Source organism: Priestia koreensis (genome assembly GCF_022646885.1).
GTDB classification, from domain to species: Bacteria; Bacillota; Bacilli; order Bacillales; family Bacillaceae_H; genus Bacillus_AG; species Bacillus_AG koreensis_A.
In genome coordinates, this window is the sequence record NZ_CP061868.1 from 1,366,535 (window position 1) to 1,390,349 (window position 23,815).

The window sequence follows — 23,815 nt, forward strand, 5'->3', positions numbered from 1 at the left end:
TAAAATTTTTTTAATCATTCGTATTTTATAAAAAAGATGTTAAAATGGCAGTGAACAATAAATGAGATAGAAATGAGGTTTTTTTTATGGATTTAACTTCAAAAGTCAAAAGTGATTTAGAGATTGCACAAGAAGCCAAAATGAAGCCGATTAAGGACATAGCGACGCAGCTTGATATTCAAGAGCATGAATTAGAGCCTTATGGGCACTACAAAGCTAAGCTCTCTCTTGAGATCATGGATCGTTTACATACGAAAGAGGATGGAAAAGTAATTCTAGTGACGGCGATTAATCCTACACCAGCAGGAGAGGGAAAATCGACGGTAACGGTTGGACTTGGTCAAGCGTTAAATCGTTTGGACAAAAAAGCGATTATTGCGATGCGTGAACCATCACTAGGTCCTGTGATGGGAATTAAAGGTGGAGCAGCAGGCGGCGGATATTCGCAGGTTATTCCAATGGAAGATATCAATTTGCATTTCACTGGGGATCTTCACGCAATTACGACTGCGAACAACGCGCTAGCAGCACTTCTTGATAATCATATTCACCAGGGCAACGCACTGCGCATTGACACACGTAAAATTACGTGGAAACGCGTGCTTGATATGAATGATCGTGCTCTTCGTCAAGTAGTAGTTGGTTTAGGTGGACCAACACAAGGTGTTCCAAGAGAAGACGGATTTGATATTACGGTTGCATCGGAAATCATGGCGATTTTCTGTTTAGCGACGGATACGCAAGATTTAAAACGTCGTCTCGCACGAATTGTTGTGGGCTACAACATGGATAATGAGCCCGTAACGGTGCAAGATTTAGGAGCAGAAGGTGCACTTACGCTTCTTTTAAAAGATGCGATCAAACCGAACCTTGTGCAAACACTTGAACATACGCCAGCCATTATCCACGGCGGGCCGTTTGCGAATATTGCACACGGTTGTAACAGCGTGATTGCGACAAAGATGGCTGCTAAACTTGGGGATTATGTCGTAACAGAGGCTGGATTTGGTGCTGATTTAGGTGCTGAAAAATTCTTGAACATTAAAGCAAGAATGGCTGATTTTACCCCGGAAGCTGTCGTTGTCGTAGCAACGATTCGTGCTTTAAAAATGCACGGTGGAGTAGCAAAAGATCAGTTAAAAGAAGAAAATGTTCAAGCGCTAATGGGTGGAATCGAAAACTTGAAGAAGCATACGGAAACGATTGAAGCATTCGGTGTTCCATACGTGGTAGCAATTAATCGCTTTATTACAGATACAGATGCTGAAGTAGAGGCATTGCTGGCATGGTGTCAGGAACAAGGAATTCCGGTTGCGCTCACCGAAGTATGGGAAAAAGGTGGCGAAGGTGGATTAGAGCTCGCAAAAACGGTTCTAGACGTCATGGAAAAAGAAACAAACAAGTTTGCACCGCTGTATGATGTGAGTGATTCCATTGCATCTAAAGTTGAAACGATTGCTAAGGTGGTATATGGAGCAGACGGAGTCGAGTTTTCTGCCAAGGCACAAAAACAAATGAAGCAGTTTGAACAAAACGGGTGGAATAACCTGCCGATCTGTATGGCTAAAACACAATATTCACTAAGTGATGATCAAACAAAGCTAGGTAGACCGTCAGGATTCACCATTTCTATTCGTGAATTCCGACCTTCTATTGGGGCAGGTTTCTTAGTGGCATTAACGGGAAGTATTATGACGATGCCAGGATTGCCAAAACAACCAGCTGCATTAAAAATGGACATTGATGAAGATGGTAAAGCAGTAGGTATTTTTTAAGCGAACTGAAATGAATGATCGGAAAGAAGCGCGATTTCGCGCTTCTTTTGTCATATGATGATTAAGAACAGAATAAACCGTCTACACTTAAAAGATATGATGCATATCGGAGCGTTGTTTAAATGAGACAGCACCATGAAAAATAGGATAAACTATTAGCAAAAGAGGAACAGAAAGGAGGGCCCAGTATGTTTGATCCCATTGTATTTGATAACTTAAAAGTCGTGGTTGAAGGTGAGATCTACGACTTAGACTTAGAGGGCATTATTTCTGTGGTGAATCGAGAAGACTTGGTAGACCTGGCCCAATTTTCGAGGTTGTACTGTATTTCTTTTCAAAGACGTTCAACGGTAACAGCGACTATGAAGCTAACAACAGACCTTGATAACATTTATGCAGAACTTTCAACGCGAAAACAGCGTAAAGAACGTCCTGCATGCCGAGTGGAAGTGCATTTCACTTTGCAGGATGCCAAACCGTTTTCCGATGAGATGTGTGCAGAAATTCAGAACACGATGGTCGACCTTTGGGGTGGCGATTATCCAATCGAACAAAAGATTTCATACATATACGGTAGCAATCATTATGAAAATAAAGTGACCGTGGCGTTTAATCGCTTCATCTATGAAGATCAGGTGGATGATTTAATCCAGATGATTGATTACATGTTAAAGACCCTAGAAAAGCTAGGAGCGATTTATCCTTAAATCGTCTTTCCTGAGCTTTTTTAGTTGGTATTTGAACGAAAACCTCTTACAATGAGAAAAAAGGAGGCGTTTGCATGAGTGTATATGAATTTTCAGCTAAAACGATTCAAGGTGAGGACGTATCGTTAGAGAAGTATAAAGGAAAGGTGCTCCTCATTGTAAATACGGCAAGTAAATGTGGATTTACCCCACAGTACAAAGAGTTACAGGCTGTTTATGAGGAGTACAAGGAACAGGGATTAGATATCCTTGGTTTCCCATGTAATCAGTTTGGTGGTCAAGAGCCTGGAAGTGAAGTGGACATTGAGCAATTTTGTGAGCTAAATTACGGCGTTACCTTCCCAATGTTTGCGAAAGTAGACGTGAAAGGAAACAATGCACACCCATTGTTTACATACTTGAGCGAAAAGGCGCCTGGTCTGTTAGGATCAAAAGCAATTAAATGGAATTTCACGAAGTTCCTTGTAACGAAAGAAGGAGATGTTGTGAAGCGATATGCTCCTCAAACATCTCCAGCAGATATCAAAAAGGACATTGAAGAATTGCTGGCAAAATAAGCTTTTTATAAAACGACTAGGAGAATGTACTCCTAGTCGTTTTTTGGTGCAAATAAATAGTTGAATTTCCTACAGCCAGTCCTACTTAAACCTCATACTATAAAACAAACTAGTAAAAAAGGGTGAGAATATGAACTGGTTTGTTAATCTATCATTTGGCAAGAAAATTTTTAGCCTCGTTGCTGTGGCGGTATTATTCATTTTAACGGTAAGCGGCATATCCTATAATTACATGAGTCAAATGGCGAATAATTCAGACGTCATGTATTCAAACCGCCTTGTATCAGTAGATCTAATGAATAAAATTCGTTACAACATTCAAGCTAGCGAGTCGGCTGGATTGAAAAATATGTTAACAGAGGATCAAAATTCGATGAAGCAATATAATCAGCAAATTGCTGACAATAAGAAAAAGAATGATCGATTTTTAAAGCTGTATGCAAATACGCATATGGGAAAAACGGAGAAACAAAAATTTAATTTGTTACAAAAACAATTTGCAACCTATCGAGATGCTCGAAAAGTAGCGCTAGATCTGGCAAATGCCAATAAAAATGAAGAAGCATATCAATATTATGTAAAAAATGTAAGTGGAAAATTTAACAAGGTAAGTACCACTTTAGATGAATTAGTAGACTTAAATGCCAATAGTGCTAAAGCATTGAATGACCAGTCTAAAGCAAGTTTCCAAAAAGCCGTGTGGATTACTCTTGGAATTACAGCAGGAGCCATCATTATTTTCATCCTTCTCGCGATGTATGTGACGCGTACGATTACTCGACCAGTAGCCGCGATGAAAGATTTAATGAAGCATGCAGAAGATGGGGATCTAACGGTACACGGTGATTATCAGTCAAAAGATGAACTTGGACAGCTTACGTCTTCGTTTAACAATATGATTACAGGGCTTCGTCGTACAATTAAAGATATTCAAAGTAATGCTGTGTCACTGGCTGCTAATTCTGAGGAGCTTACAGCGATCGGGGAGCAGTCAAAAGAGTCTGCAGATCAAGTAGCAAGTGATGTACAACAAGTTGCAAGGGGAGCAGCAGAGCAAGGGAAGCAGGCAGAAGAGGGGGCAAAAGGAACAGAGGAAGTGAGCATTGGCATTCAGCGTATTGCGAGTAGCTCCACAGAAGTAGCTGATCTCGCTTTAAAAGCTGCTGAAGGGGCGCAGCAAGGAAATGCGTTTGTACAGAAAGCCATTTCACAAATGGAAAATATTCAAGATTCCGTAGAAGAAACCGCTCAGGTCATTCAGTTACTAGATGACCGAGCAAAAAACATCGAGCGTATTGTGAGTGTCATAACGGATATTGCTTCACAAACGAATCTATTAGCTCTCAATGCTGCCATCGAAGCCGCAAGAGCCGGCGAGCAAGGAAAAGGATTTGCAGTTGTTGCGGATGAAGTACGCAAATTGGCGGAGCAGTCAGCGAGCTCTTCAAGAGAAATTACCGATCTAATCAAAGGAATTCAGAAAGATTCCGTTAAATCCGTCGAATCAATGAGAAGAGTAAAAGAAGAATCAAAATCTGGAACGGAGATCATTGGACAAGTAGGCAGTGTGTTTGGGCATATTCTCGAGCAATCGGAAAGTGTAGCTCACCAAGTTCAAGACGTGTCTGCGACGTCAGAGGAGATTTCCGCTGTTAGTGAGGAGCTAAATGCAGCGGTAGGAGAAATTAGCGCCATCGCGAATCAAACGGCTCGAAATTCAGAAAGTGTAGCAGCTTCTACTCAACAACAGCTCGTCGCAATTGAAGAACTTTCTTCCGCATCAGCGCATTTATCCAGAATGGCAGAAGATTTGCAAACGCTTGTTGGAAAATTTACGGTGTGAGGGGGATAAAACGTGTTGGTAAATAAGTCTGTCATCGTAAAGGTTGGAGAAGAAGAGTTTGCCATTCAGATTGACTACGTTATCTCGATTGAACGGATGCAGCACTATCGGAGATTTCCAGGACCTGAAGGACTTTTAAAAGGGATGATGCAAGTACGTGGGGAAGTCATTCCCATTATGTCTCTAGCAAACTATTTCGGAGAGCGTCATGATAAGGAAGAGCAGGAGCAGCGTATTGTGGTGATTGAATATCATCATAAGGTCATTGGAGTGATCGTCGATGAGGCAACAGATGTGGTAACCATTGAACCAACGAACGTACAGAAAATTCAAGAGATGGAAACCGTTAAGCTTGGCGAGCGAATGATTATTTTATTGGATGTCCCTTCTATTATTAACAAAGCGATTTTATCATAAGAAACGCCCTTACTCATCGTCTTATCCGCTGGGTAAGGGCGTTTTCCTTCGTTATTTATCAAGGGAGATGGTTTGCTGAGTTGAGTGAAGAAAGGAAGCAGGAACTCCATACGATTCTGGATACGTATAGAAGTTTTGCACAGCCTTAATTCGTTTAGGAAGAGGAGGATGGGTAGATAGTTTTTCACTCATCCATACGAAAAGGCCCGTTTCTCTCATACTAGTTGCAATGTATTCTTTTACATTTAAGTTTATAGATAGCGGGGTACCTACAGCTAACACTCCTAGTGCATGAACAGCTGCCTGCTCATTTTTAATATAAGCACTAGCCATGCGGTCACACGTATACTCACAAGCTCTCGAATAAGCACTTCCTAAATAAGGAACCCACATGGCAGGTAAAATAAGTATGTTTTTGATGATGTGATTTTGTTTAATATGAGCAAGCTCGTGGGCGATGACAAACTGTAGCTCCTCATCATGGCCTTCAGCGGCTATTTCCACAATATTTGAGTAGAGAACAACAAAGTTTCGTCCGAAAAAACGAGTCGCGAACGCATTAAGCGCGCCCTCAGACTGAACGATAAATATGTGGGGAAGGCGGATTAAATCCATTTCTTCGATCATCTTAGCGGCTTTTTTATGAATGTCAGGATACTGTTTTTCGGTAAGTCGAACGCCGTTTCGTCGGATTGATCCCATAATTAGTCCGTGTGTCCACCATGAAACAAATAGTCCCAAGATTAGAACGATAATGCCAACAATGCTAAAGATGAGTAGGAAATAGATAATGATACTTACAATTAAACATAGAATAAAGTAGATTTTTTCCTTATCATGAACAAGCTGACGGTGCATGTGCATTCCTCCTAAAAATGTACAAAGGTATTTAGTCTAAAAAGACAATTCCTTTTTTTGGATGTTGTGAAACGTCTTTTTTTATGAGAAGTGAACGGCTCGTTCTGAAAAGCGTTTAGTGTTACAATAGGTGAATAAAAAGCTCGATTAAAAATAGCATAGGAATAGAGGAAAACGATGAATCAAAGAGTAGAGATTATTGAGCAAACAAAGGGTTGGGTAAAGGAGAAATTGGCTCATGATTACAGCGGCCACGACTGGGATCATATTCAGCGCGTGCACCGAAATGCGCTGCTAATCGCAAAAGACGTAGAAGTAGATGTACTCGTAATTGAACTAGCGGCTCTCCTTCATGACGCGGTAGACGAAAAGCTCTTTTTAGATGTGGAGCAGGCTTACCGAGATGTAAGAGCTCTATTGGAACAGTTTGCGATTACGACGGAGCAAACCGAGCACGTCATCACGATCCTTCGAGGAATATCATTTAAAGGAGGTCAGCAACCGCCTCTTAAGACAATGGAAGGTCATATCGTTCAGGATGCGGATCGTTTAGATGCGATTGGAGCAATTGGCGTAGCCAGAACGTTTACATATGGAGGGTCAAAGGGACACCGAATGTACGATGAGGAATTAGCGGTTCGTGATCATATGACCGCAGAAGAGTATCGTAAAAACGAGTCGACCCCAATTCATCATTTTTATGAAAAGCTTCTGAAGCTCAAAGATTTAATGAACACAGATAAAGGGAGAGAACTAGCAGAAGAACGTCATGCGTTTATGGAGCAATTTTTACAACAATTTTTGAAAGAATGGAATGGTTTAGCATGAAAATATTAGCGGTTGAGGGATTAACAAAATCCTACGGAGAAAAAGAATTATTTGATCACCTGTCATTTACGATCTCAGAAAATGAGCGAATTGGGTTAATTGGTGTGAACGGAACAGGGAAATCCACCCTACTAAAAATTATTGCCGGTCTAGACGTATCGGACAACGGTGAGATTACGCACCCAAAAGACTATCACATCAGCTATCTAGCACAGCATCCTGAGTTCAATCCAGATTGGACAGTTCTAGAGCAAATCTTTAGCGGTGACACGCCTCTTCTACAGCTTTTAAAGGAATATGAGCTCGCACTTTATCGATTGCAGCAGGATTCAATGAACGAAAGCTATCAGCAAGACGTGTTTCGTCTGCAACAGCGCATGGATGCGATGAATGCATGGGATGCCAATTCAAATGCGCAGGCCATTTTAAACAAGCTCGGCATCACAAAAATGGATGCCAAAATGGGTGAAATGTCAGGCGGACAGAAAAAAAGAGTGGCGCTGGCACAATGCCTTATCGAAACACCTGATTTATTGATTTTGGATGAGCCGACCAACCACCTTGATTATCAAACGATCAAATGGCTTGAGGAGTACCTCTCACGCTATCAAGGATCCCTTTTACTTGTAACGCATGATCGTTATTTCTTAGACGCCATTACAAACCGTATGTTTGAACTTGAAGGTGGTCACATCTATGCGTACGAAGGCAACTACGCGGCTTTTCTAGAAGGAAAAGCGATTCGTGAGGAAAATGAGCGCGCTACACAGGCGAAGCTTCAAAACTTGTACCGAAATGAACTGGCATGGATTCGTCGCGGAGCAAAAGCAAGAACGACAAAGCAAAAAGCGAGAATTCAGCGCTTCGAAGATCTTGAAGGGAAATTGGGAGGTCCTGAGAGCGAAAAGTTAGACATGAGCCTCTCGGGAAGTCGCCTTGGAAAGAAAGTATTTGAACTAAGCGCTGTATCAAAGTCATACGAAGATAAGACGCTTGTCAGAGATTTGACGCATATCATCCAAAAACGAGATCGTTTAGGGATTACGGGACAAAACGGAAGTGGAAAATCGACACTGTTGAATATGATTGCAGGACGAATTGAACCAGATGCAGGGGAAATCGACCGTGGTCAAACGGTGAAGATCGCTTATTATACGCAGGAAAATGACGACATGGATCTTAATCAGCGCATGATCGACTATGTAAAAGAGTCAGCAGAGGTGATTCATGCGAGTGACGGAAAAACGCTGTCTGCTTCGCAAATGCTTGAGCGCTTTTTATTCCCGTCTCATACACACGGCACCCCAATTCGTAAATTATCGGGTGGGGAACGTCGACGTCTCTACTTATTGAAGCTGCTAATGACGGAACCAAATGTCCTTTTACTAGATGAGCCGACCAATGATTTAGATACGCAAACGCTAACGATTCTAGAAGACTATTTAGAAGAGTTTCCGGGTGTCGTAATCACGGTTTCGCATGACCGCTATTTCTTAGATAAAGTGGCTGATTATCTATTCGTGTTTAAAGGTCAGGGAGAAATTGAAACATATTTCGGTGCTTACACAGAGTACCTTGAAAAAGAAGAAACGAAGCAAAAAGAACCTGTGGTGAAAAAAGAAAAAGTGGAAAAGTCACAGCCTGAAAAAACGAAAAAGCGCCGCTTATCCTACAAGGAACAAAAAGAGTGGGAAGAGATTGAGGATCGAATTGCAGAAGCTGAGGAAGAAGTTGAACGATTAACGGCTGAAATTGAGCAGGCAGGAAGCAACTATGAAAAAGCGCATCAGCTGTCTGTTGCTCAAGAGGAAGCAAATGCCGAACTAAACCGACTAATGGATCGTTGGGCAGAGCTTTCAGAACTTGTGGAAGAACTACAAGGATCGTAATAAAAAAGCGTGTCGCCAAAGGCGACACGCTTTTTTTAGAGGGTTCAGCATATTAGACGGTAGACTTTCGTGTATGCTACAATTCAAGATAGGAATTTGTATTAAAGGAGCGGTTAAACATGAGAATTAAATCAATCGAACCTACCCCAAGTCCAAACACGATGAAGATTAGTTTAGACGAAGTTTTACCTGGTGGGAAAAGCAACAATTACAACAAAGACAACGTGCAGGAAGCACCCGCAGTAATTCAAGAAATTATGAATGTCGAAGGAGTGAAAGGCGTCTATCATGTCGCAGACTTCTTAGCCGTAGAGAGAAATGCAAGATACGATTGGCAACAGCTTCTTCCACTTGTGCGTGCCGCATTCGGTGAATCAGTAGAAGAAAATGAGGAACAAGCGCAGCAACCAAACGATCACTTTGGTGAAGTGAAAGTGTCCATTCAAGTCTTTAAAAATGTTCCGATGCAAGTAAAGTTAGCGGACGATCATAATGAAAAACGCTTTGGTCTTCCAGAACGCTTTCAGCTAGCCGTTGCGGAAGTTCAACGCTACGCAGATAACGTCGTATTAGAACGTAAGTGGAAAGAGCAAGGGGTTCGCTACGGTGAGCTTGAAGAAATTGGTCAAGAAGTAGTCGAGGAAATCTCAGCAGCTTACCCAGAAGAGCGATTACATCGTCTTGTCAAAGCGGCGAAGGATGAAAAGGAAGGAACGGTTACTGTTCAGCCTCGTTCAAGCTATAAAGTAACGACTGACATGTTAAACGAAGAAGATTGGCAAAAGCGCTACGCACATCTAGAACAAATGAATCCGACAGAAGAGGATCTTCCTGTTTTAGAGAAAGCCTTACACGATGAGAAGCCATCTATTCGTCGTTTAGCTACTGTTTATCTTGGCATGATTGAAGATAAAGCGGTGCTTCCGTATCTTTACGAAGCGCTTAAGGACAAGTCTGTAACGGTACGTCGTACTGCGGGTGATTGCTTATCAGACCTAGGTTTTGAAGAAGCAGCTCCTGCTATGTGTGAAGCGTTACAGGATAAAAACAAACTTGTACGCTGGCGTGCGGCGATGTTTTTATATGAAGTGGGAGATGACGCTTCCCTTCCAGCGCTTAAGGCTGCGGAAAATGATGCCGAGTTTGAAGTAAGCATGCAAATTAAAATGGCCATTGAGCGTATCGAAGGCGGAGAAGAAGCAAAAGGATCCGTTTGGAAACAGATGACCGAAAGTAGAAAATAACAATGAAAGAAGGCTTATAAGGCCTTCTTTTCTTTTGTTTTAAAAGAAAGCGCTACCAAATGGTCAGAATAAATAAAAAGATTAAAAAATTCTGATAATAAGGTTGAAAAAGTAAAGAAAAAGGTCTATATTGTTTTAAATATAGAGAATATTTCATTTATTTGAGGTTAGGGAGGAACTAATAATGAGCAAAGATCTTAGAATTCGTAGTAAGGCAATCAGTGAAGATGCAAGACGAGCACCGAACCGTGCCATGCTCAGAGCAGTTGGGTTTAAAGATGAAGATTTTAAAAAACCGATGATTGGAATTGCAGGAACGTGGAGTGAAGTTACTCCTTGTAATATACATATTGATCAATTAGCGATAAAAGCAAAAAAAGGTGTAAGTGAGGCCGGTGGTGCACCACTTATTTTTAATACGATTACCGTGTCAGATGGGATTTCAATGGGAACAGATGGAATGCGCTACTCTCTTCCAAGCCGTGACGTTATTGCTGACTCAATTGAAACCGTAGTGGGCGCTGAAAATCTTGACGCCTACGTAGCGGTTGGAGGCTGTGATAAAAATATGCCTGGCTGTATGATTGCCATTGCGCGCTCTGAAGTACCAGCGTTGTTTGTGTACGGCGGAACGATTTCACCTGGATACCATAACGGCAAAAAGTTAGACATCGTATCCGTATTTGAAGGAGTAGGACAATACAATGCAGGAAAAATCACGCGTGAAGAATTAAATGATATCGAGTGTCACGCGTGTCCCGGGGCTGGGTCGTGCGGTGGAATGTACACGGCAAATACGATGGCATCGGCTATTGAAGCATTAGGAATGAGTTTACCTGGAAGTTCATCTAATCCAGCGGAATCACCGAATAAGCTAGATGATTGCTACAAAGCTGGACAAGCAGCGTATCATTTGCTTGAAAAAGGAATCTATCCAAAAGACATCATGACGAAAAAAGCATTTGAAAATGCGATTACGGTCGTTATGGCGCTTGGAGGTTCCACAAATGCCGTTCTTCATTTATTAGCCATTGCACATTCAGTAGAAGTAGATCTAGATTTAGATGATTTCGATCGTATTCAAAAGAAAGTGCCTCACTTAGCTGATTTAAAACCGAGCGGGAAGTACGTAATGGAGGACTTACATGAAATTGGTGGAATTCCTGCCGTTATGAAACTATTGCTTGAAGAAGGATACTTGCACGGTGATTGTTTAACGGTAACAGGAAAAACGGTCGCAGAAAACTTAGCTGATGCACCTTCTTTAAAAGAGGGCCAAGATATCATCCAGCCCGTATCAAAACCACTTCGCGAAGCGGGACCACTTGTTATTTTAAAAGGAAACCTAGCACCAAGCGGGGCACTTGCAAAAGTATCGGGTGTGAAGTACTCGTCATACGGGGGCCTGCAAAAGTGTTTGATACCGAGGAAGAAGCAACACAGGCCGTGATGAACAACGAAATCGTAGACGGTGATGTGCTAGTTATTCGCTATGAAGGTCCAAAAGGTGGTCCTGGTATGCCTGAAATGCTCTCACTATCTGCCATTCTTGTCGGGAAAGGGCTTGGAGAATCTGTTGCGCTTCTAACAGACGGTCGTTTTTCAGGTGGAACACATGGACTTGTTGTAGGACACATCGCACCTGAAGCACAGGTTGGGGGGCCAATTGCTCTTCTTCAAACAGGGGACGAAGTGACCATTGATTCGGTTACCCAGGAGATTACGATGAATGTGGGCGCTGATGAGTTAGAACGTCGTCGTGAAGATTGGGTTGCACCGCCGCTTCACAATAAGGGCGTTCTTGGTAAATATGCACGCCTCGTATCATGTTCATCAAAAGGGGCTGTAACAGACCTTTTTGAAGAAGCTGAGCAAAAAGTGCCGGTCAAAAAATAAACGAAAAGGACTCCTTGTTTAAGGAGTTCTTTTTTTTGAGTGAGATCGCCTCCTTTATAAATTCCGTCTAACGATGGGAAATTACGGTTCATTTCATTGCGCTATAGCCTGCATTTGTAGTATGCTGTAAGCGTTAAAGGAACGTGAGGAGGTAATTCACCATGTCAATGGCTTATGAAGAATATATGCGTCAATTGGTTCAACCAATGCGCACAGAGTTAACAAATGCAGGATTTGCAGAATTACGTGATGAAAACGCAGTAGAGGAATTTATGGAAAAAGTGGAAGGAACAACGTTTGTTGTTGTCAATTCCGTATGCGGATGTGCGGCTGGATTAGCACGACCTGCTGCTACTCAGGCAGTATTGCACAGTGAGAAAAAGCCTGACCATATCGTAACGGTTTTTGCTGGTCAAGATAAAGAGGCAACGGCAAAAATGCGCGAATACTTTGATGGAATTGAACCGTCTTCTCCATCCATGGCTCTTTTAAAAGGAAAAGAAGTGCTTCACTTTATTCCTCGTCATGATATTGAAGGACAGCCGCTTGAAGCGATTTTTGAAAACATCGTGCAAGCACTTGATAAGCACTGCTAATTGTCGAATTTCTGACACAGCATATAGGTAGATATTAAAAAGAGTTACGCATATACTTTTGTAAAGAGAAAAGGATGTCATTATGACATCCTTTTTTAACGGAAGCAGGAGGAGCAATGAAAGTGATTGTCACGACAGCCGGTCGAACGAATCAAGAAATGGTTAAAAAAGCAAGAAGCGTAGCAGGTGAGCTTTGTGTGCCATACGTTACGAGAAACAAAGAGTCTATTTTCACTCTTCAGCAGCGGGAGGAGGCAGATGTAATCGCCGTTGGCAAAAATCGGTTGGAGCTTCATCCGTATGACGGAGAGGAGCCCATTTTCTTTCATCCCAATTCATCCATGTTTCGGGCTAAACGAGTGCTAAGGGGAGAGTACGATCCTTTTCTTGAAGCGACGAAATTAGAAGAAGGAATGAGTTTTCTAGATTGTACGCTTGGGCTCGCCTCTGACAGTATTATTGCGAGTCTTGTGACAGGGGAAAGCGGCCGCGTAATGGGGATTGAAGGAAATCGATACGTTGCGTATCTTGTGAAAGAGGGATTACAGTCATGGTCTACAGGTGTCTCAGAGCTTGATGAAGCCATGCAGCGTATTTTCGTTCATCATCAAACCTTTGAAGCCTACTTACGCTGCTGTGAGGATAACAGTGTGGATGTAGTCTACTTTGATCCGATGTTTTCAGAGACCATTGAGGAATCTGATGGCATCAGAGGATTAAAACAAGTAGCCTTATATACCACACTTTCAGAAGAAGTAATGGAAGAAGCAAAGCGGGTTGCTAAGAAGCGAGTAGTATTAAAAGATCACTGGCAGAGTAACCGTTTTGAACAGTTCGGGTTTGACGTTTATCGTCGTAAAACCGCTAAATTCCATTTTGGTGTGTTAGAGGTTTAAGCGTTTTAAAGAAAATGGAGTTAGATGATCCTCATATGAAATGGAAGCAAATTCAAAAGCTGAAGTCATCCTTGTGACTTCAGCTTTTTTTAATCCACGATCGTTAGAATAATGAAGAATGCGAGCATCGAAAAGCACGCTGATACAAATACGGCATCCAAAAGCATGTCCTCCTTTTATTTTGAAATAAGTGATGAAAAAATGAAACCTTTTACTGATTTGCTCGTCTATATAGAAAGTCGCTTTTTTTGACGACTAGTATTCATGTTTGTATAATCGAAAGTTTTTTCAATATTGTTACTTATTATGGTCTGTTTTAAAAACTTTTATAAGGAAGAAAGTAAAACGTTTTCATCTATGATACAATTGACGAGAACATGGAAACGAATAGAACGAAAAGGTTTAACTAGTATGAGCAGAGGTTATAGAGTATCATCAGCTTATTTATAAATGAACGTGAATGATAGATAAAGGAGATTAGCAGAGGAAAGGAAGACGTACGATGCCAAAATGGATGCGTAAAACACTCATTGTCTTAATAACGGTTTGTACATTTGGACTGGTCACTCCACCGGAATACTTGTACGTAGACGAAGCAGAAGCAAGTAACACCAATCACAAAGAAAACTATGTTCAGGAAGCATCTCCGGACGAATTAGCTTATTATTATAACGAAACGCCCCAAGAGGAAACAGAAACGCCAGAAGCATTCGTGACGAATGCGATGCAGTCCATTGAAGCACAGTCGGTAGAGAAATTCGGAACAAAAATTGGTCCGAAAATTGACGATCAGTTTCGTGCTCAAGTGTTGCCACAAATTGAACAAACGCTGACGGCCTTTGTGGAACAATATCCTCATCTTGATAACTTAGAAATTAGTGAGCATCCTGCTGGAGGTTACGGTGAAAAGATTTTTCATGTGTATGATCGTGAGACAAATCAAGATTTAATTCGATTCCACGTGCGCCGAGATCATCCACCAAAAGAAGGGTATTGGTTTAATTTCCATTACCACATGGCTGACGACCAGTTCCAAAAACATTATGATCTAGCCAAAATATATTGGAATAACAATGAACCACCAAAATGGTATAGCTAAAAACCACTCCAACGAGTGGTTTTTTTGTGTGTATTTAGTTTTAATAAATGTATGTTCTAAATAATCTGTTTTAAAAAACGCCAGTATGTAAAAAAGATGGGGCGTAAGCAATCAAGTAAAGGTTTTCAGGAAGAGAAAAAGGAATAATATAAAGTAGATAGACGATGGCAAAGAAAAAAAGGGAGGCGTAACATGAAAGAAATGATTGAAACAAAATCTACGGCTGAACTTGATTTAAAGGCTACACCTACTTCTTCACCTATTGAGGAATATCAGCGTATCGCAAGCGGTGGTTCTCTAAATAAAGAAAGGATAAAAGATATAGGGAACCTTCCAAAAGGAATTAGATATCTTGGGTATTTTTTAATTGGTAGCCTAGGCGCGATGATGATTATTGGCGGATTATTAAATTTCCTATAATGTGACGTCTCTTACAATGCTATGCATTAAGAAGGTCTCTTTCATTTACTGACGGTAGTAAAGGATTCGCTATCGAATCAAACAAGTGGGAAAGAGGCCTTTTTGCGAAGCGCTAAATCGAAAAAATGCGCTTTTTACGAAAAATCATTTACAGATGAAAAAAATTTTCGTTATAATGATTCAATAATCTGAAAATTATAACGGGAGGAATCATCATGAATGCATTTACAGGAACATCGGTTGAATCCTACAAGCAGCGCTACATAAATCGGGGAAGATTGCTTGTTAGCTGCCCTGACAAGCAAGGGATTGTCGCAAGTGTCTCAAAGTTTTTATATGACCATGGAGCAAATATTATTGAGTCCAATCAATATTCCACCAATCCATCAGGTGGAACATTTTTTATTCGCATTGAATTTGAGATGGAGGAATTAGCTGAACGAAAAGCGACTCTTGAGAAAGAGTTCGGTTCTATTGCGGCAGTTTTTAACATGGAATGGAAATTTACGCGTGTATCAGAACTAAAAAGGACAGCCGTTTTCGTATCAAAGGAGCTTCATTGTCTGCTTGAATTGCTATGGGAATGGCAAAGTGGCGAATTAATGTGTGATTTGGCGCTGGTCATTAGTAATCACGAAGAAGCGCGAAGTGTTGTCGAATCATTCGGGATTCCGTTTTACTATTTGCCCGCGTCAAAAGATATTCGAGAAGAAGTAGAGAAAAAGCAGCTAGCCATCCTTCAAAAGGAAGAAATCGATGTCATTATTTTAGCACGATATATGCAAATTCTTACCTCCAACTTTGTTCAAGCCCATCCATATCAAATCATCAACATTCATCACTCATTTCTTCCGGCTTTTATTGGTGCAAAACCGTATCATCGTGCGTATGAGCGTGGAGTAAAGTTAATTGGTGCGACGTCTCATTACGTGACGGACGATCTTGATGAGGGCCCAATTATTGAGCAGGATATTGAAAGGGTCAATCACCGTAATCAAGCAGAAGATTTAAAGAAAATTGGGCGCTCTATTGAGCGACGAGTGTTAACCAATGCGGTCAAATGGCATTTAGAGGATCGTGTCATTGTCCATGAAAATCGCACGATTGTGTTTAATTAGCGTTTAGCATTTGTTCACATAAGATTTCCTTGTTTCTCCTTACAGACACCTTTACAATGAAAAGAGAAATATAGTAGAAGGAAGTGCATGATATGAATCAATATTTACAATTGTGTGAGCATATTCTCACAAATGGGACAAAAAAAGAAGACCGAACAGGTACAGGAACGATAAGTACGTTTGGACATCAAATGCGCTTTAATCTACAAGAAGGATTTCCGCTTTTAACAACGAAAAAGCTTCACTTAAAATCAATCATTCATGAACTGCTCTGGTTTTTAGACGGGGATACGAATGTAAAATATCTTCAGGATAACGGCGTGCGTATTTGGAACGAATGGGCAGATGAACAAGGGGAGCTTGGACCTGTATACGGTCATCAGTGGCGCTCTTGGCCGACGCCTGGTGGTGGTCACATTGATCAAATTACAAAAGTAGTGGAACAAATCAAACATAATCCAGATTCAAGACGCATGATTGTCAGCGCGTGGAACGTAGCGGACGTAGACAACATGGCGCTTCCCCCGTGTCATTGCTTGTTCCAATTTTATGTGGCGGATGGCAAGTTATCATGTCAGCTCTATCAGCGCTCTGCAGACGTGTTCTTAGGGGTTCCGTTTAATATCGCTTCTTATGCGCTATTAACGATGATGATGGCGCAAGTGTGCGGATTAGAACCAGGTGATTTTGTTCATACGCTTGGGGATGCGCATATTTACTCCAATCATATTGAACAAGTAAACCTTCAGCTAACACGTGAGCCAAGAAGTTTACCGAAAATGAAGATCAATCCGAACGTTACGTCCATTTTTGACTTTACGTTTGAAGACTTTGAATTAACGGAGTACGATCCACATCCTCATATTAAAGGAGCTGTGAGCGTGTGATTTCGTTAATTGCAGCCATGGATCAAAAGCGCTTAATCGGAGCGGACAACGATATGCCTTGGCGCTTGCCAGCAGATCTAGCTTATTTTAAAAAGATAACAATGGGTCACCCTGTAGTAATGGGACGCAAAACGTTTGAATCGATTGGAAGACCACTTCCAGGTCGTGAGAACATTGTTATTACACGCAACGCTGACCTACATCTTGATGGTGTAACCATCGTTACTTCTCTAGATGAATTACAAAACGCTTCCGCATCAAAAGAGGTATTTGTGATCGGTGGAGGAGAAGTGTATAAGCAAACGATGGCGGTTGCTGACAGGCTTTATATCACGCATATCGAGGAAACGTTTGAAGGTGATACGCATTTTCCGGAAATTGACGTTTCTGTATGGAAAGAAGTGTCGCGCACACCAGGCATAAGGGATGAGAAAAATCCGTATTCATATTCGTTTGTCGTATATGAACGCAGATAAATAACATAGAAGATGGATGGCTTAGTAGTCATCCATCTTTTTGTATTCGCTGCTAAATGGATAAATAATGAGTTATAACCATCGAAGTATTTAAATGACACAAACATCACATCCTTTTTAGGAGAAAGGGAGAATACGTATAACCGTTTGCGTGGATTAAAATTCAATGTATCGTTAAATAATAGCAACGTTTAAAAATGAGGAGGTGTGGTATGGATAGAGAAATGGCAAGGAGAATGTACGTCATGTTGGATGCAGGGTTAATTTGCTACAAGCATTATTACCCTTGGTGTGATTCCATCATTGAAAAACTTGAGGAGCCTCCCGTTTGGATTATTGAGTTATCAACGGTTAAATATATTGGGGATGCAAAAATAATCGTACACGAATATGCATTTTCTTTCGAAGAAACGATTTATGACCATGACTTCTTACGATATAACAAGTATTTCTTAGCGTGTTTGTATTTACGATATGAAAGAAACGAAATCTCCTGGGCTACATTTCTCTTTGAAGCAGGCAGATATTCAGACGGCATGGAATGTGGTGTGAACTGTGAGTATTTCTTTGAAATGCTTACAAGCTATGAGAATTCTCTTTATTCATCAACTCTAGAAAACTCACAATCCAAAGATGTTTATGTATTTATTAAGAACTCAATCGATGATGTAGTGGATCTTTACAATGGTTTTCAGAAATATTTTATTGAATTTGTACAAAAAGAAGGATAAATAGGAGGACGGAAAATGAATCTAGAAGAATATCGAAAACAGGTGGATTTACAAGAGGATTGGGCACCTGGATGGGATGCGATTGATCAGGCATTTGCGCGTCGCTACGGTGATCAAGAGCCTGCACATTTTGCAACTGACCTTCATGCTAGAGCGCTATTCGGTGGAGATGCCTTTTTGGATGGCTATAGTATTTACGATTCCCCGAGCGGTTACAAACATATTGTGACATATGGGATGACAGAATTGTACGCGAATGAACAAGCGTTTGGTGGAGAGTGGAGCAAATGGGGATACGAAATGACCTTAAAGTTAAAGGAGAACGCAGCCGAAGATTGCTTCTGGGGAATTGATATGCTCTCAAATCTGGGTCGCTATACATATACACAAGAGCGCTTTTTTGAACCACTACAATTTATTGGAGGAAACGGGGAATCCCTCCATATTGGCACGGATTCTGCCATTACGGCCCTTCTAGTTGTGAATGACACGGAAATCGATGGAGTGGATACGGTGCACGGACGGGTTGATTTCTTGCAGCTTGTGGGGATTACGGAGCGAGAATTAACGGTTCTAAAGGAGGATCGTGAGCAAGCGAGAACATTAGTAGAACGTATGAAAAAAGACAATCCGTATCTTATTACCGATATGGGTCGTACAACGTCCTATTTATAATGATATGGCATGAAAAAAGAAAGAGGAGCAAATTGTGCTCCTCTTTCTTTTTAGGCTTCCTCATGAACATATTTACGAAGTGATAGAATCATATGCTGAAATTCTTCCGGTTGCTGAAATTTTTCTGAACTCCAGTTAGCTTCTACCCACTGCAGGAGCTCTTCAGGAGAGTTAAATATTTCACCGCTTGTGTCTTCCTTACGAAGCATATAGCGACCGTTTTCTTCATCAACCGTTACTTCACAGGGGATGGCTCCATTTACCGCTTGAAGTGTGAATTCCATTTTCTTCTCCTCCTCATTGTTCGTACGTCTATTTTTTCTTTGTTACTAGTATTAGTTATACCCTTTTTTCATCCGTTTAAAGAAAAAAACCTTATTGAAAGAAAATAATGATTTTTCTTAATATTTTGTGATATAATGTACAAATTACTAAAGGAGAAGGAAGGAAGTTGAGGATGAAACAACAGGTGGAAAATCGAAAGAAAGTCGTACAACTAGAAGATATTATTATTGCAAATCAAATGATTAAAGATGTTGTTATTCATACTCCACTGCAAAAAAATGATATTTTATCCGAGCGTTATGAGTGCAACGTCTATTTAAAACGTGAAGATCTACAGGCTGTGAGGTCGTTTAAGCTGAGAGGGGCGTATAACAAAATTAAGAAGCTCACTCCTGAGCAACTAGAAAATGGAATTGCGTGTGCAAGTGCAGGAAACCATGCACAAGGCGTTGCGTATGCATGCCGCCATTTGAAAATTCAAGGGAAGATCTTTATGCCAAGCACCACTCCGCGACAAAAAGTGAATCAAGTCGGGTTTCTCGGAAAGGAATTTGTGGAGATTGTTCTGATAGGAGATACGTTTGACGATTCGTACGAAAAAGCGATTGCATGCAGTGATCAAGAGGGTCGAACCTTTATCCATCCCTTTGATGACACGGACGTAATTGCTGGTCAAGGCACGGTAGCGGTAGAAGTCTTAAACGATTGTGAAGAAGAAATCGATTACGTATTCGCAAGCATCGGAGGCGGAGGATTAATCTCAGGAATTGGTACATATTTTAAGAGTATTTCACCGCATACACAGCTCATTGGAGTGGAACCGAGTGGAGCACCAAGTATGCATACATCATTGCAAAAAGGAGAAGTGGTTACATTGGGGACCATTGATCCGTTTGTGGACGGGGCTGCCGTTAAGCGCGTTGGCACCCAGCCTTATGAGGTTTGCAAAAATCTATTAGATGATATTGTTGTCGTTCCAGAAGGAAAAGTTTGCTCAACCATTCTATCTCTTTATAATGAAAATGCGATTGTTGTAGAACCGGCGGGGGCGCTCCCTGTTGCAGCACTTGATGCATATCGTGAGCAGCTAAAAGGGAAAACGATTGTTTGTGTCATAAGCGGAGGAAATAACGACATTGGGCGTATGCAGGAAATCAAGGAAAAGTCGATGATTTTTGAAGGTCTTCAGCATTATTTCATCGTAAATTTTCCTCAGCGAGCAGGGGCACTAAGAGAATTTTTAGATGAAGTATTAGGACCTAACGACGATATTTCTCGGTTTGAATACACAAAGAAAAATAATAAAGATAGTGGGCCAGCTCTCGTCGGGATCGAGCTTAAATACAAAGAGGATTATGTTCCACTTGTTGCCCGAATGGAGAAAAAAGGATTTCCATTCACAGAAATTAATAAAAATAGTAATTTGTTTCATCTTTTTATCTAGTATGAGAGAGTAGTATTGCTAGCTCTTATAGGTCTTGAGAAGGAAGTTTGAAATTTTCTAATGAACCTCCATATTTAGACAACTTTTGCGCGATGAAACGGTGTATAATGAAACAAACGGGTGAAAAAGAGGATTGATATCTTGCTATTCAAAAGCCTTGAATTTATTCATGCAAGCGGCCAACGAGTAAAAGTGATTGATATTCCAATGTTGAGGGAAGATGATACGTTAAAATTTATGATCTCAGCTCGATTCGAAATCTTTTTAAGCAAGATTTACAGTGAGAAACATCCGAACAGCCTATATTCATTTAAAGACCACTTGAAACGAGTGTTAAAGTGGAAAGATTACGAACGGATTTTTTATTTCAATACGCTAAAACATAACGCATAAAAGAGATGGCAATTTTTCTATTAAATGTAGAAAAGTTGCCATTTTTTTATTTAGAATGGTGCTGTTAGCACAAAGAAAAAGGTGATATAATGATGTGCAAGGTATTATAAAGAGGTGACTTCATGGCAAAAATTAAGATTGTAACAGATTCTACTGCTGATTTAACCAAAGAGGAGATTGAGCAGTACGGAGTTGAAGTAATTCCTCTGTCAATCTGTATTGATAATCAAACGTATTTAGACCGAGTGGATATTACACCGACTGAATTTATTGAAAAAATGAAACATTCCCATGAGCTTCCAAAAAGCTCACAGCCAGCGATTGGTGAATTTGTTGATCTATATGAGCGCTTAGGTAGTGATGGTAGTGAGATTTTGTCCATCCATATGACAGGCGGCATGAGTGGAACTGTTCGTGCAGCTGAGAGTGCAGCTCAAATGGTAGATGCTAACGTGACCGTAATTGATTCGATGTATATTTCCAAAGGCCTTGCATTTCAAGTAATTGAAGCATCGAATATGGTGAAAGAGGGCAAAGGAATTTCTGAAATTGTCAAAAGATTAGAAGATATTAGACGAAATACTACGCTATTTGTCGTGGTTGATACACTTGAAAATTTAATTAAAGGCGGGCGAATTGGACGCGGAAAGGCGCTCATTGGATCGCTTCTAAATATTAAGCCGATTGCTTCTTTAGCTGACGGTGTGTACACACCCGTATCGAAAGCGAGAAGTCATTCGCAAGTTGTAAAATTTCTAACAAAGCAGTTTCAAGAAGCAATTCAAGGTAAAACCGTAAAAGGCGTTGGTCTTGTTCATGCGGAGGGAATTGAATTAGCCAATCGTGTTAAAGAGGCGGTTATAAATGTAAGCGGTTTTTCCAAATTCTCTATTGAGGATACGACTCCTATCATTTCTACGCATACAGGTGTAGGAGCCATTGGATTTATGTATTATGCTGAGTGAGAATCCTAGTTTTACAACTAGGATTTTTTTAATTGTAGATGTGATAGATAAGTAGAGTATGATATAATTTTAGGAAAATATAGGATGTATTATAGATTGCTGATGCTGTGCGTAAAAAAATAGAAATGAAAAAATGTCATAGTGATGAGGTTCAGTAATGAGAGAGTATATTCGCAATTTGAGCATCTTTAACAAAACGGTCCTGTTTTCAACCTTTGTGGTGATTTTAATGGGCGTAGGAACGGCATACATAAGCTACCATGTACAGCGCAATATGACGAAGGATATCTTAATGCAACAGGCAACGGGCGTTTCCTCATTTTATAGTCACACGTTAAATGCGACGGATATTTTAAAGGTAGAGAATTCGAAAGATTCAAACACCGATGCAAATTCGCGGGTGAAAAGGGATATACAAAAGATAAGCAATTCATCCTCTTCCTATCTGTTGAGCTATGTTGTTTCAACTAAAAAAGTAGCAGGAAACAACGTAAAAATGCTCGTTGTCTCTGATAAGGAAGTTGAAAAACAGTTAGGGAAAAAACGTATTTACCGAGCAGATCCTAGGTTTTACGAAGCGTATCAGAAAGCCATTAAGACGAAGAAAATGACGGAAACACATGTCTATAAAGACCGTTTCGGCGTTTGGACGACGTCATTTGCTCCTATTCAGGATTCAAATAAAGAGGTCGTGGGAGTGGTCGGCGTAAGCGTTGATGCAAGTATACTCGCTACGTTTCAACGAAAGCTAATTGCTTCTTTAATTGCAGGATGTATTATTTTCTTCACCATCATTATCTTTTTTCAAGACTGGGGATTGCGAAAGCTCATGTCTCCGCTTCGCGAATTGCTTCTTGGTATTCAGCAAGTGAGCAAAGGGAATTTTCAAGTAAGGTTAAGGCAACAGGATGCGTCTGAATTAGGCGAGATTAGTAAGCAATTCAATGAGATGACGTTAATGCTTCAAACCTTGTTTGAACAAGTGGCGGTTACGAAGGAAAACTTAGGAGAAAAAGCATCGCCAAAACCACCGCTCAAAGGATTAGAAAAAGCGATTGATGAAATGGAGCTTATTATTGAGAAGACAAGGTTGCAAAAGGAGCTACAGCGCGCAGAAAAAATGAATGCAATTGGCCAATTAGCGGCTTCAGTCGCTCACGAAATCCGGAATCCAATGACTGTGGTCAAAGGCTTTTTACAGCTTTTTTACGCAAAGGATAATTTGAGTGATACGGAAAAAGGCTACATTCAGCTAATGATCGATGAGATTAATCGGGCGGAAATTATTATTAATGATTATTTATCATTAGCTCGCCCAGACGTTGAGCAAACAGAAGCCATTCATTGCTACGCGTCTGTTAATAATCTTGTTGAGCTGTTGTCATCATACGCACTGCTGACAAACAATATTAATATTGAAGTCAGCTTAAATGCTAAACCCGTTATTCGGGGTGTGAGGAATGAGTTCAATCAAGTCTTGCTGAACATTATGAAAAATGGAATCGAAGCAATGAAGCACGGAGGTACGTTAAAAGTAGTATTAGAGGAAACGGAACATAACGCAGTAATTAAAGTATCTGATACGGGAATCGGTATGAACAAAGAAGAACTCGAACGATTAGGTACACCTTTTTACTCGTTAAAAGAAAAAGGGACAGGAATTGGTCTAATGGTTTCCTATCAAATTATTGAAAAGATGAAAGGGAAAATTCAAGTTCAAAGTCAGCGTGGATTAGGGACAACCTTTTTGCTTGAGTTTCCGAAAATTTCTGCCGAAGGAGAACGAATCCTTGCCATTAAACAATAAATAAGGGAG

Annotated in this window: 23 protein-coding genes and 1 pseudogene; 22 read left to right on the plus strand and 2 right to left on the minus strand. The window is 40.6% G+C overall.

Annotated features, from left to right (window positions below; genetic code table 11):
• Positions 1–86: 86 nt before the first annotated feature.
• The 5 genes from IE339_RS06725 to IE339_RS06745 all read left to right on the plus strand — a co-directional run bounded on the left by IE339_RS06725 (position 87) and on the right by IE339_RS06745 (position 5,299).
• Entirely contained in the window at positions 87–1,775 is a 1,689-nt protein-coding gene (locus tag IE339_RS06725) for a formate--tetrahydrofolate ligase (protein ID WP_242175077.1), read from the plus strand.
• A 188-nt stretch (positions 1,776–1,963) separates the two neighbouring features.
• Entirely contained in the window at positions 1,964–2,482 is a 519-nt protein-coding gene (locus IE339_RS06730; protein WP_242175078.1) for a hypothetical protein, read from the plus strand.
• 74 nt (positions 2,483–2,556) lie between these two features.
• Positions 2,557–3,039, plus strand: a complete 483-nt coding sequence (locus tag IE339_RS06735) for a glutathione peroxidase (protein WP_242175079.1) — start codon at positions 2,557–2,559, stop codon at positions 3,037–3,039.
• Between the two features lie 130 nt (positions 3,040–3,169).
• The gene (locus tag IE339_RS06740) at positions 3,170–4,882 is read left to right on the plus strand and encodes a methyl-accepting chemotaxis protein (protein ID WP_242175082.1); all 1,713 of its coding nucleotides are present in this window, start codon (positions 3,170–3,172) and stop codon (positions 4,880–4,882) included.
• Positions 4,883–4,894: 12 nt separating this feature from the next.
• Positions 4,895–5,299 (plus strand): chemotaxis protein CheW, encoded by a 405-nt coding sequence (locus IE339_RS06745; protein WP_242175084.1) that lies wholly within the window; start codon positions 4,895–4,897, stop codon positions 5,297–5,299.
• Positions 5,300–5,350: 51 nt separating this feature from the next.
• On the opposite strand, the gene IE339_RS06750 is transcribed toward IE339_RS06745, so the two are convergent.
• Positions 5,351–6,157, minus strand: a complete 807-nt coding sequence (locus IE339_RS06750) for a M48 family metallopeptidase (RefSeq protein WP_242175085.1) — start codon at positions 6,155–6,157, stop codon at positions 5,351–5,353.
• Between the two features lie 177 nt (positions 6,158–6,334).
• On the opposite strand from IE339_RS06750, the gene IE339_RS06755 reads away from it, so the two are divergent.
• From IE339_RS06755 to IE339_RS06815, 13 genes and pseudogenes are all read left to right on the plus strand, one after another.
• Positions 6,335–6,985: an HD domain-containing protein gene (locus tag IE339_RS06755; protein ID WP_242175086.1), complete on the plus strand. Its 651-nt coding sequence runs from the start codon at positions 6,335–6,337 to the stop codon at positions 6,983–6,985.
• Positions 6,982–8,874 carry an ABC-F family ATP-binding cassette domain-containing protein gene (locus IE339_RS06760; protein WP_242175087.1) on the plus strand — a complete coding sequence of 631 codons (1,893 nt, stop codon included), beginning with the start codon at positions 6,982–6,984 and terminating at the stop codon, positions 8,872–8,874. The genes IE339_RS06755 and IE339_RS06760 overlap by 4 nt, the downstream gene beginning before the upstream one ends.
• A 119-nt stretch (positions 8,875–8,993) precedes the next feature.
• Positions 8,994–10,118 carry a conserved virulence factor C family protein gene (locus tag IE339_RS06765; RefSeq protein WP_242175088.1) on the plus strand — a complete coding sequence of 375 codons (1,125 nt, stop codon included), beginning with the start codon at positions 8,994–8,996 and terminating at the stop codon, positions 10,116–10,118.
• 298 nt (positions 10,119–10,416) lie between these two features.
• A pseudogene (ilvD, locus tag IE339_RS06770) lies at positions 10,417–12,014 on the plus strand (dihydroxy-acid dehydratase).
• Between the two features lie 161 nt (positions 12,015–12,175).
• Positions 12,176–12,610 (plus strand): BrxA/BrxB family bacilliredoxin, encoded by a 435-nt coding sequence (locus IE339_RS06775; protein ID WP_242175089.1) that lies wholly within the window; start codon positions 12,176–12,178, stop codon positions 12,608–12,610.
• A 122-nt stretch (positions 12,611–12,732) separates the two neighbouring features.
• A complete protein-coding gene (locus tag IE339_RS06780) occupies positions 12,733–13,506 on the plus strand; it encodes a class I SAM-dependent methyltransferase (protein ID WP_242176137.1) in 774 nt (257 codons plus the stop codon).
• A gap of 502 nt (positions 13,507–14,008) precedes the next feature.
• Entirely contained in the window at positions 14,009–14,605 is a 597-nt protein-coding gene (locus tag IE339_RS06785) for a YpjP family protein (protein WP_242175090.1), read from the plus strand.
• Between the two features lie 192 nt (positions 14,606–14,797).
• Positions 14,798–15,025, plus strand: a complete 228-nt coding sequence (locus IE339_RS06790; RefSeq protein ID WP_242175092.1) for a hypothetical protein — start codon at positions 14,798–14,800, stop codon at positions 15,023–15,025.
• Between the two features lie 215 nt (positions 15,026–15,240).
• Entirely contained in the window at positions 15,241–16,143 is a 903-nt protein-coding gene (purU, locus tag IE339_RS06795) for a formyltetrahydrofolate deformylase (protein ID WP_242175094.1), read from the plus strand.
• Between the two features lie 92 nt (positions 16,144–16,235).
• Positions 16,236–17,030, plus strand: a complete 795-nt coding sequence (locus IE339_RS06800; protein ID WP_242175096.1) for a thymidylate synthase — start codon at positions 16,236–16,238, stop codon at positions 17,028–17,030.
• A complete protein-coding gene (gene folA / locus IE339_RS06805) occupies positions 17,027–17,506 on the plus strand; it encodes a type 3 dihydrofolate reductase (RefSeq protein WP_242175097.1) in 480 nt (159 codons plus the stop codon). Before IE339_RS06800 ends, folA begins: the two co-directional genes overlap by 4 nt.
• Before the next feature lie 212 nt (positions 17,507–17,718).
• Positions 17,719–18,237: a hypothetical protein gene (locus IE339_RS06810; protein WP_242175098.1), complete on the plus strand. Its 519-nt coding sequence runs from the start codon at positions 17,719–17,721 to the stop codon at positions 18,235–18,237.
• Positions 18,238–18,252: 15 nt separating this feature from the next.
• A complete protein-coding gene (locus IE339_RS06815; RefSeq protein WP_242175099.1) occupies positions 18,253–18,912 on the plus strand; it encodes a suppressor of fused domain protein in 660 nt (219 codons plus the stop codon).
• A gap of 50 nt (positions 18,913–18,962) precedes the next feature.
• Here IE339_RS06815 and IE339_RS06820 read toward each other — a convergent pair whose 3' ends face one another.
• Positions 18,963–19,196, minus strand: coding sequence for a hypothetical protein (locus IE339_RS06820; RefSeq protein WP_242175100.1), 234 nt, complete (start codon positions 19,194–19,196; stop codon positions 18,963–18,965).
• Between the two features lie 173 nt (positions 19,197–19,369).
• Here IE339_RS06820 and ilvA point away from each other — a divergent pair, with 173 nt between their 5' ends.
• From ilvA to IE339_RS06840, 4 genes are all read left to right on the plus strand, one after another.
• The gene (gene ilvA, locus IE339_RS06825) at positions 19,370–20,641 is read left to right on the plus strand and encodes a threonine ammonia-lyase IlvA (RefSeq protein ID WP_242175101.1); all 1,272 of its coding nucleotides are present in this window, start codon (positions 19,370–19,372) and stop codon (positions 20,639–20,641) included.
• Positions 20,642–20,782: 141 nt separating this feature from the next.
• Entirely contained in the window at positions 20,783–21,034 is a 252-nt protein-coding gene (locus tag IE339_RS06830; protein ID WP_053399967.1) for a DUF2535 family protein, read from the plus strand.
• 122 nt (positions 21,035–21,156) lie between these two features.
• On the plus strand, positions 21,157–21,999 hold the full coding sequence (locus IE339_RS06835) for a DegV family protein (protein WP_242175102.1): 843 nt from the start codon (positions 21,157–21,159) through the stop codon (positions 21,997–21,999).
• A 157-nt stretch (positions 22,000–22,156) separates the two neighbouring features.
• The gene (locus tag IE339_RS06840) at positions 22,157–23,806 is read left to right on the plus strand and encodes an ATP-binding protein (protein ID WP_242175104.1); all 1,650 of its coding nucleotides are present in this window, start codon (positions 22,157–22,159) and stop codon (positions 23,804–23,806) included.
• Positions 23,807–23,815: the final 9 nt, after the last annotated feature.

What these genes read in the sequence shown, in the direction of transcription:
- IE339_RS06725 (WP_242175077.1), top strand. Translation starts at nt 87, where the DNA reads ATGGATTTAACTTCAAAAGTCAAAAGTGATTTAGAGATTGCACAAGAA.
- IE339_RS06730 (WP_242175078.1), top strand. Translation starts at nt 1,964, where the DNA reads ATGTTTGATCCCATTGTATTTGATAACTTAAAAGTCGTGGTTGAAGGT.
- IE339_RS06735 (WP_242175079.1), top strand. Translation starts at nt 2,557, where the DNA reads ATGAGTGTATATGAATTTTCAGCTAAAACGATTCAAGGTGAGGACGTA.
- IE339_RS06740 (WP_242175082.1), top strand. Translation starts at nt 3,170, where the DNA reads ATGAACTGGTTTGTTAATCTATCATTTGGCAAGAAAATTTTTAGCCTC.
- IE339_RS06750 (WP_242175085.1), bottom strand. Translation starts at nt 6,157, where the DNA reads ATGCACCGTCAGCTTGTTCATGATAAGGAAAAAATCTACTTTATTCTA.
- IE339_RS06755 (WP_242175086.1), top strand. Translation starts at nt 6,335, where the DNA reads ATGAATCAAAGAGTAGAGATTATTGAGCAAACAAAGGGTTGGGTAAAG.
- IE339_RS06760 (WP_242175087.1), top strand. Translation starts at nt 6,982, where the DNA reads ATGAAAATATTAGCGGTTGAGGGATTAACAAAATCCTACGGAGAAAAA.
- IE339_RS06765 (WP_242175088.1), top strand. Translation starts at nt 8,994, where the DNA reads ATGAGAATTAAATCAATCGAACCTACCCCAAGTCCAAACACGATGAAG.
- IE339_RS06775 (WP_242175089.1), top strand. Translation starts at nt 12,176, where the DNA reads ATGTCAATGGCTTATGAAGAATATATGCGTCAATTGGTTCAACCAATG.
- IE339_RS06785 (WP_242175090.1), top strand. Translation starts at nt 14,009, where the DNA reads ATGCCAAAATGGATGCGTAAAACACTCATTGTCTTAATAACGGTTTGT.
- IE339_RS06790 (WP_242175092.1), top strand. Translation starts at nt 14,798, where the DNA reads ATGAAAGAAATGATTGAAACAAAATCTACGGCTGAACTTGATTTAAAG.
- purU (WP_242175094.1), top strand. Translation starts at nt 15,241, where the DNA reads ATGAATGCATTTACAGGAACATCGGTTGAATCCTACAAGCAGCGCTAC.
- IE339_RS06800 (WP_242175096.1), top strand. Translation starts at nt 16,236, where the DNA reads ATGAATCAATATTTACAATTGTGTGAGCATATTCTCACAAATGGGACA.
- IE339_RS06810 (WP_242175098.1), top strand. Translation starts at nt 17,719, where the DNA reads ATGGATAGAGAAATGGCAAGGAGAATGTACGTCATGTTGGATGCAGGG.
- IE339_RS06815 (WP_242175099.1), top strand. Translation starts at nt 18,253, where the DNA reads ATGAATCTAGAAGAATATCGAAAACAGGTGGATTTACAAGAGGATTGG.
- IE339_RS06820 (WP_242175100.1), bottom strand. Translation starts at nt 19,196, where the DNA reads ATGGAATTCACACTTCAAGCGGTAAATGGAGCCATCCCCTGTGAAGTA.
- ilvA (WP_242175101.1), top strand. Translation starts at nt 19,370, where the DNA reads ATGAAACAACAGGTGGAAAATCGAAAGAAAGTCGTACAACTAGAAGAT.
- IE339_RS06835 (WP_242175102.1), top strand. Translation starts at nt 21,157, where the DNA reads ATGGCAAAAATTAAGATTGTAACAGATTCTACTGCTGATTTAACCAAA.
- IE339_RS06840 (WP_242175104.1), top strand. Translation starts at nt 22,157, where the DNA reads ATGAGAGAGTATATTCGCAATTTGAGCATCTTTAACAAAACGGTCCTG.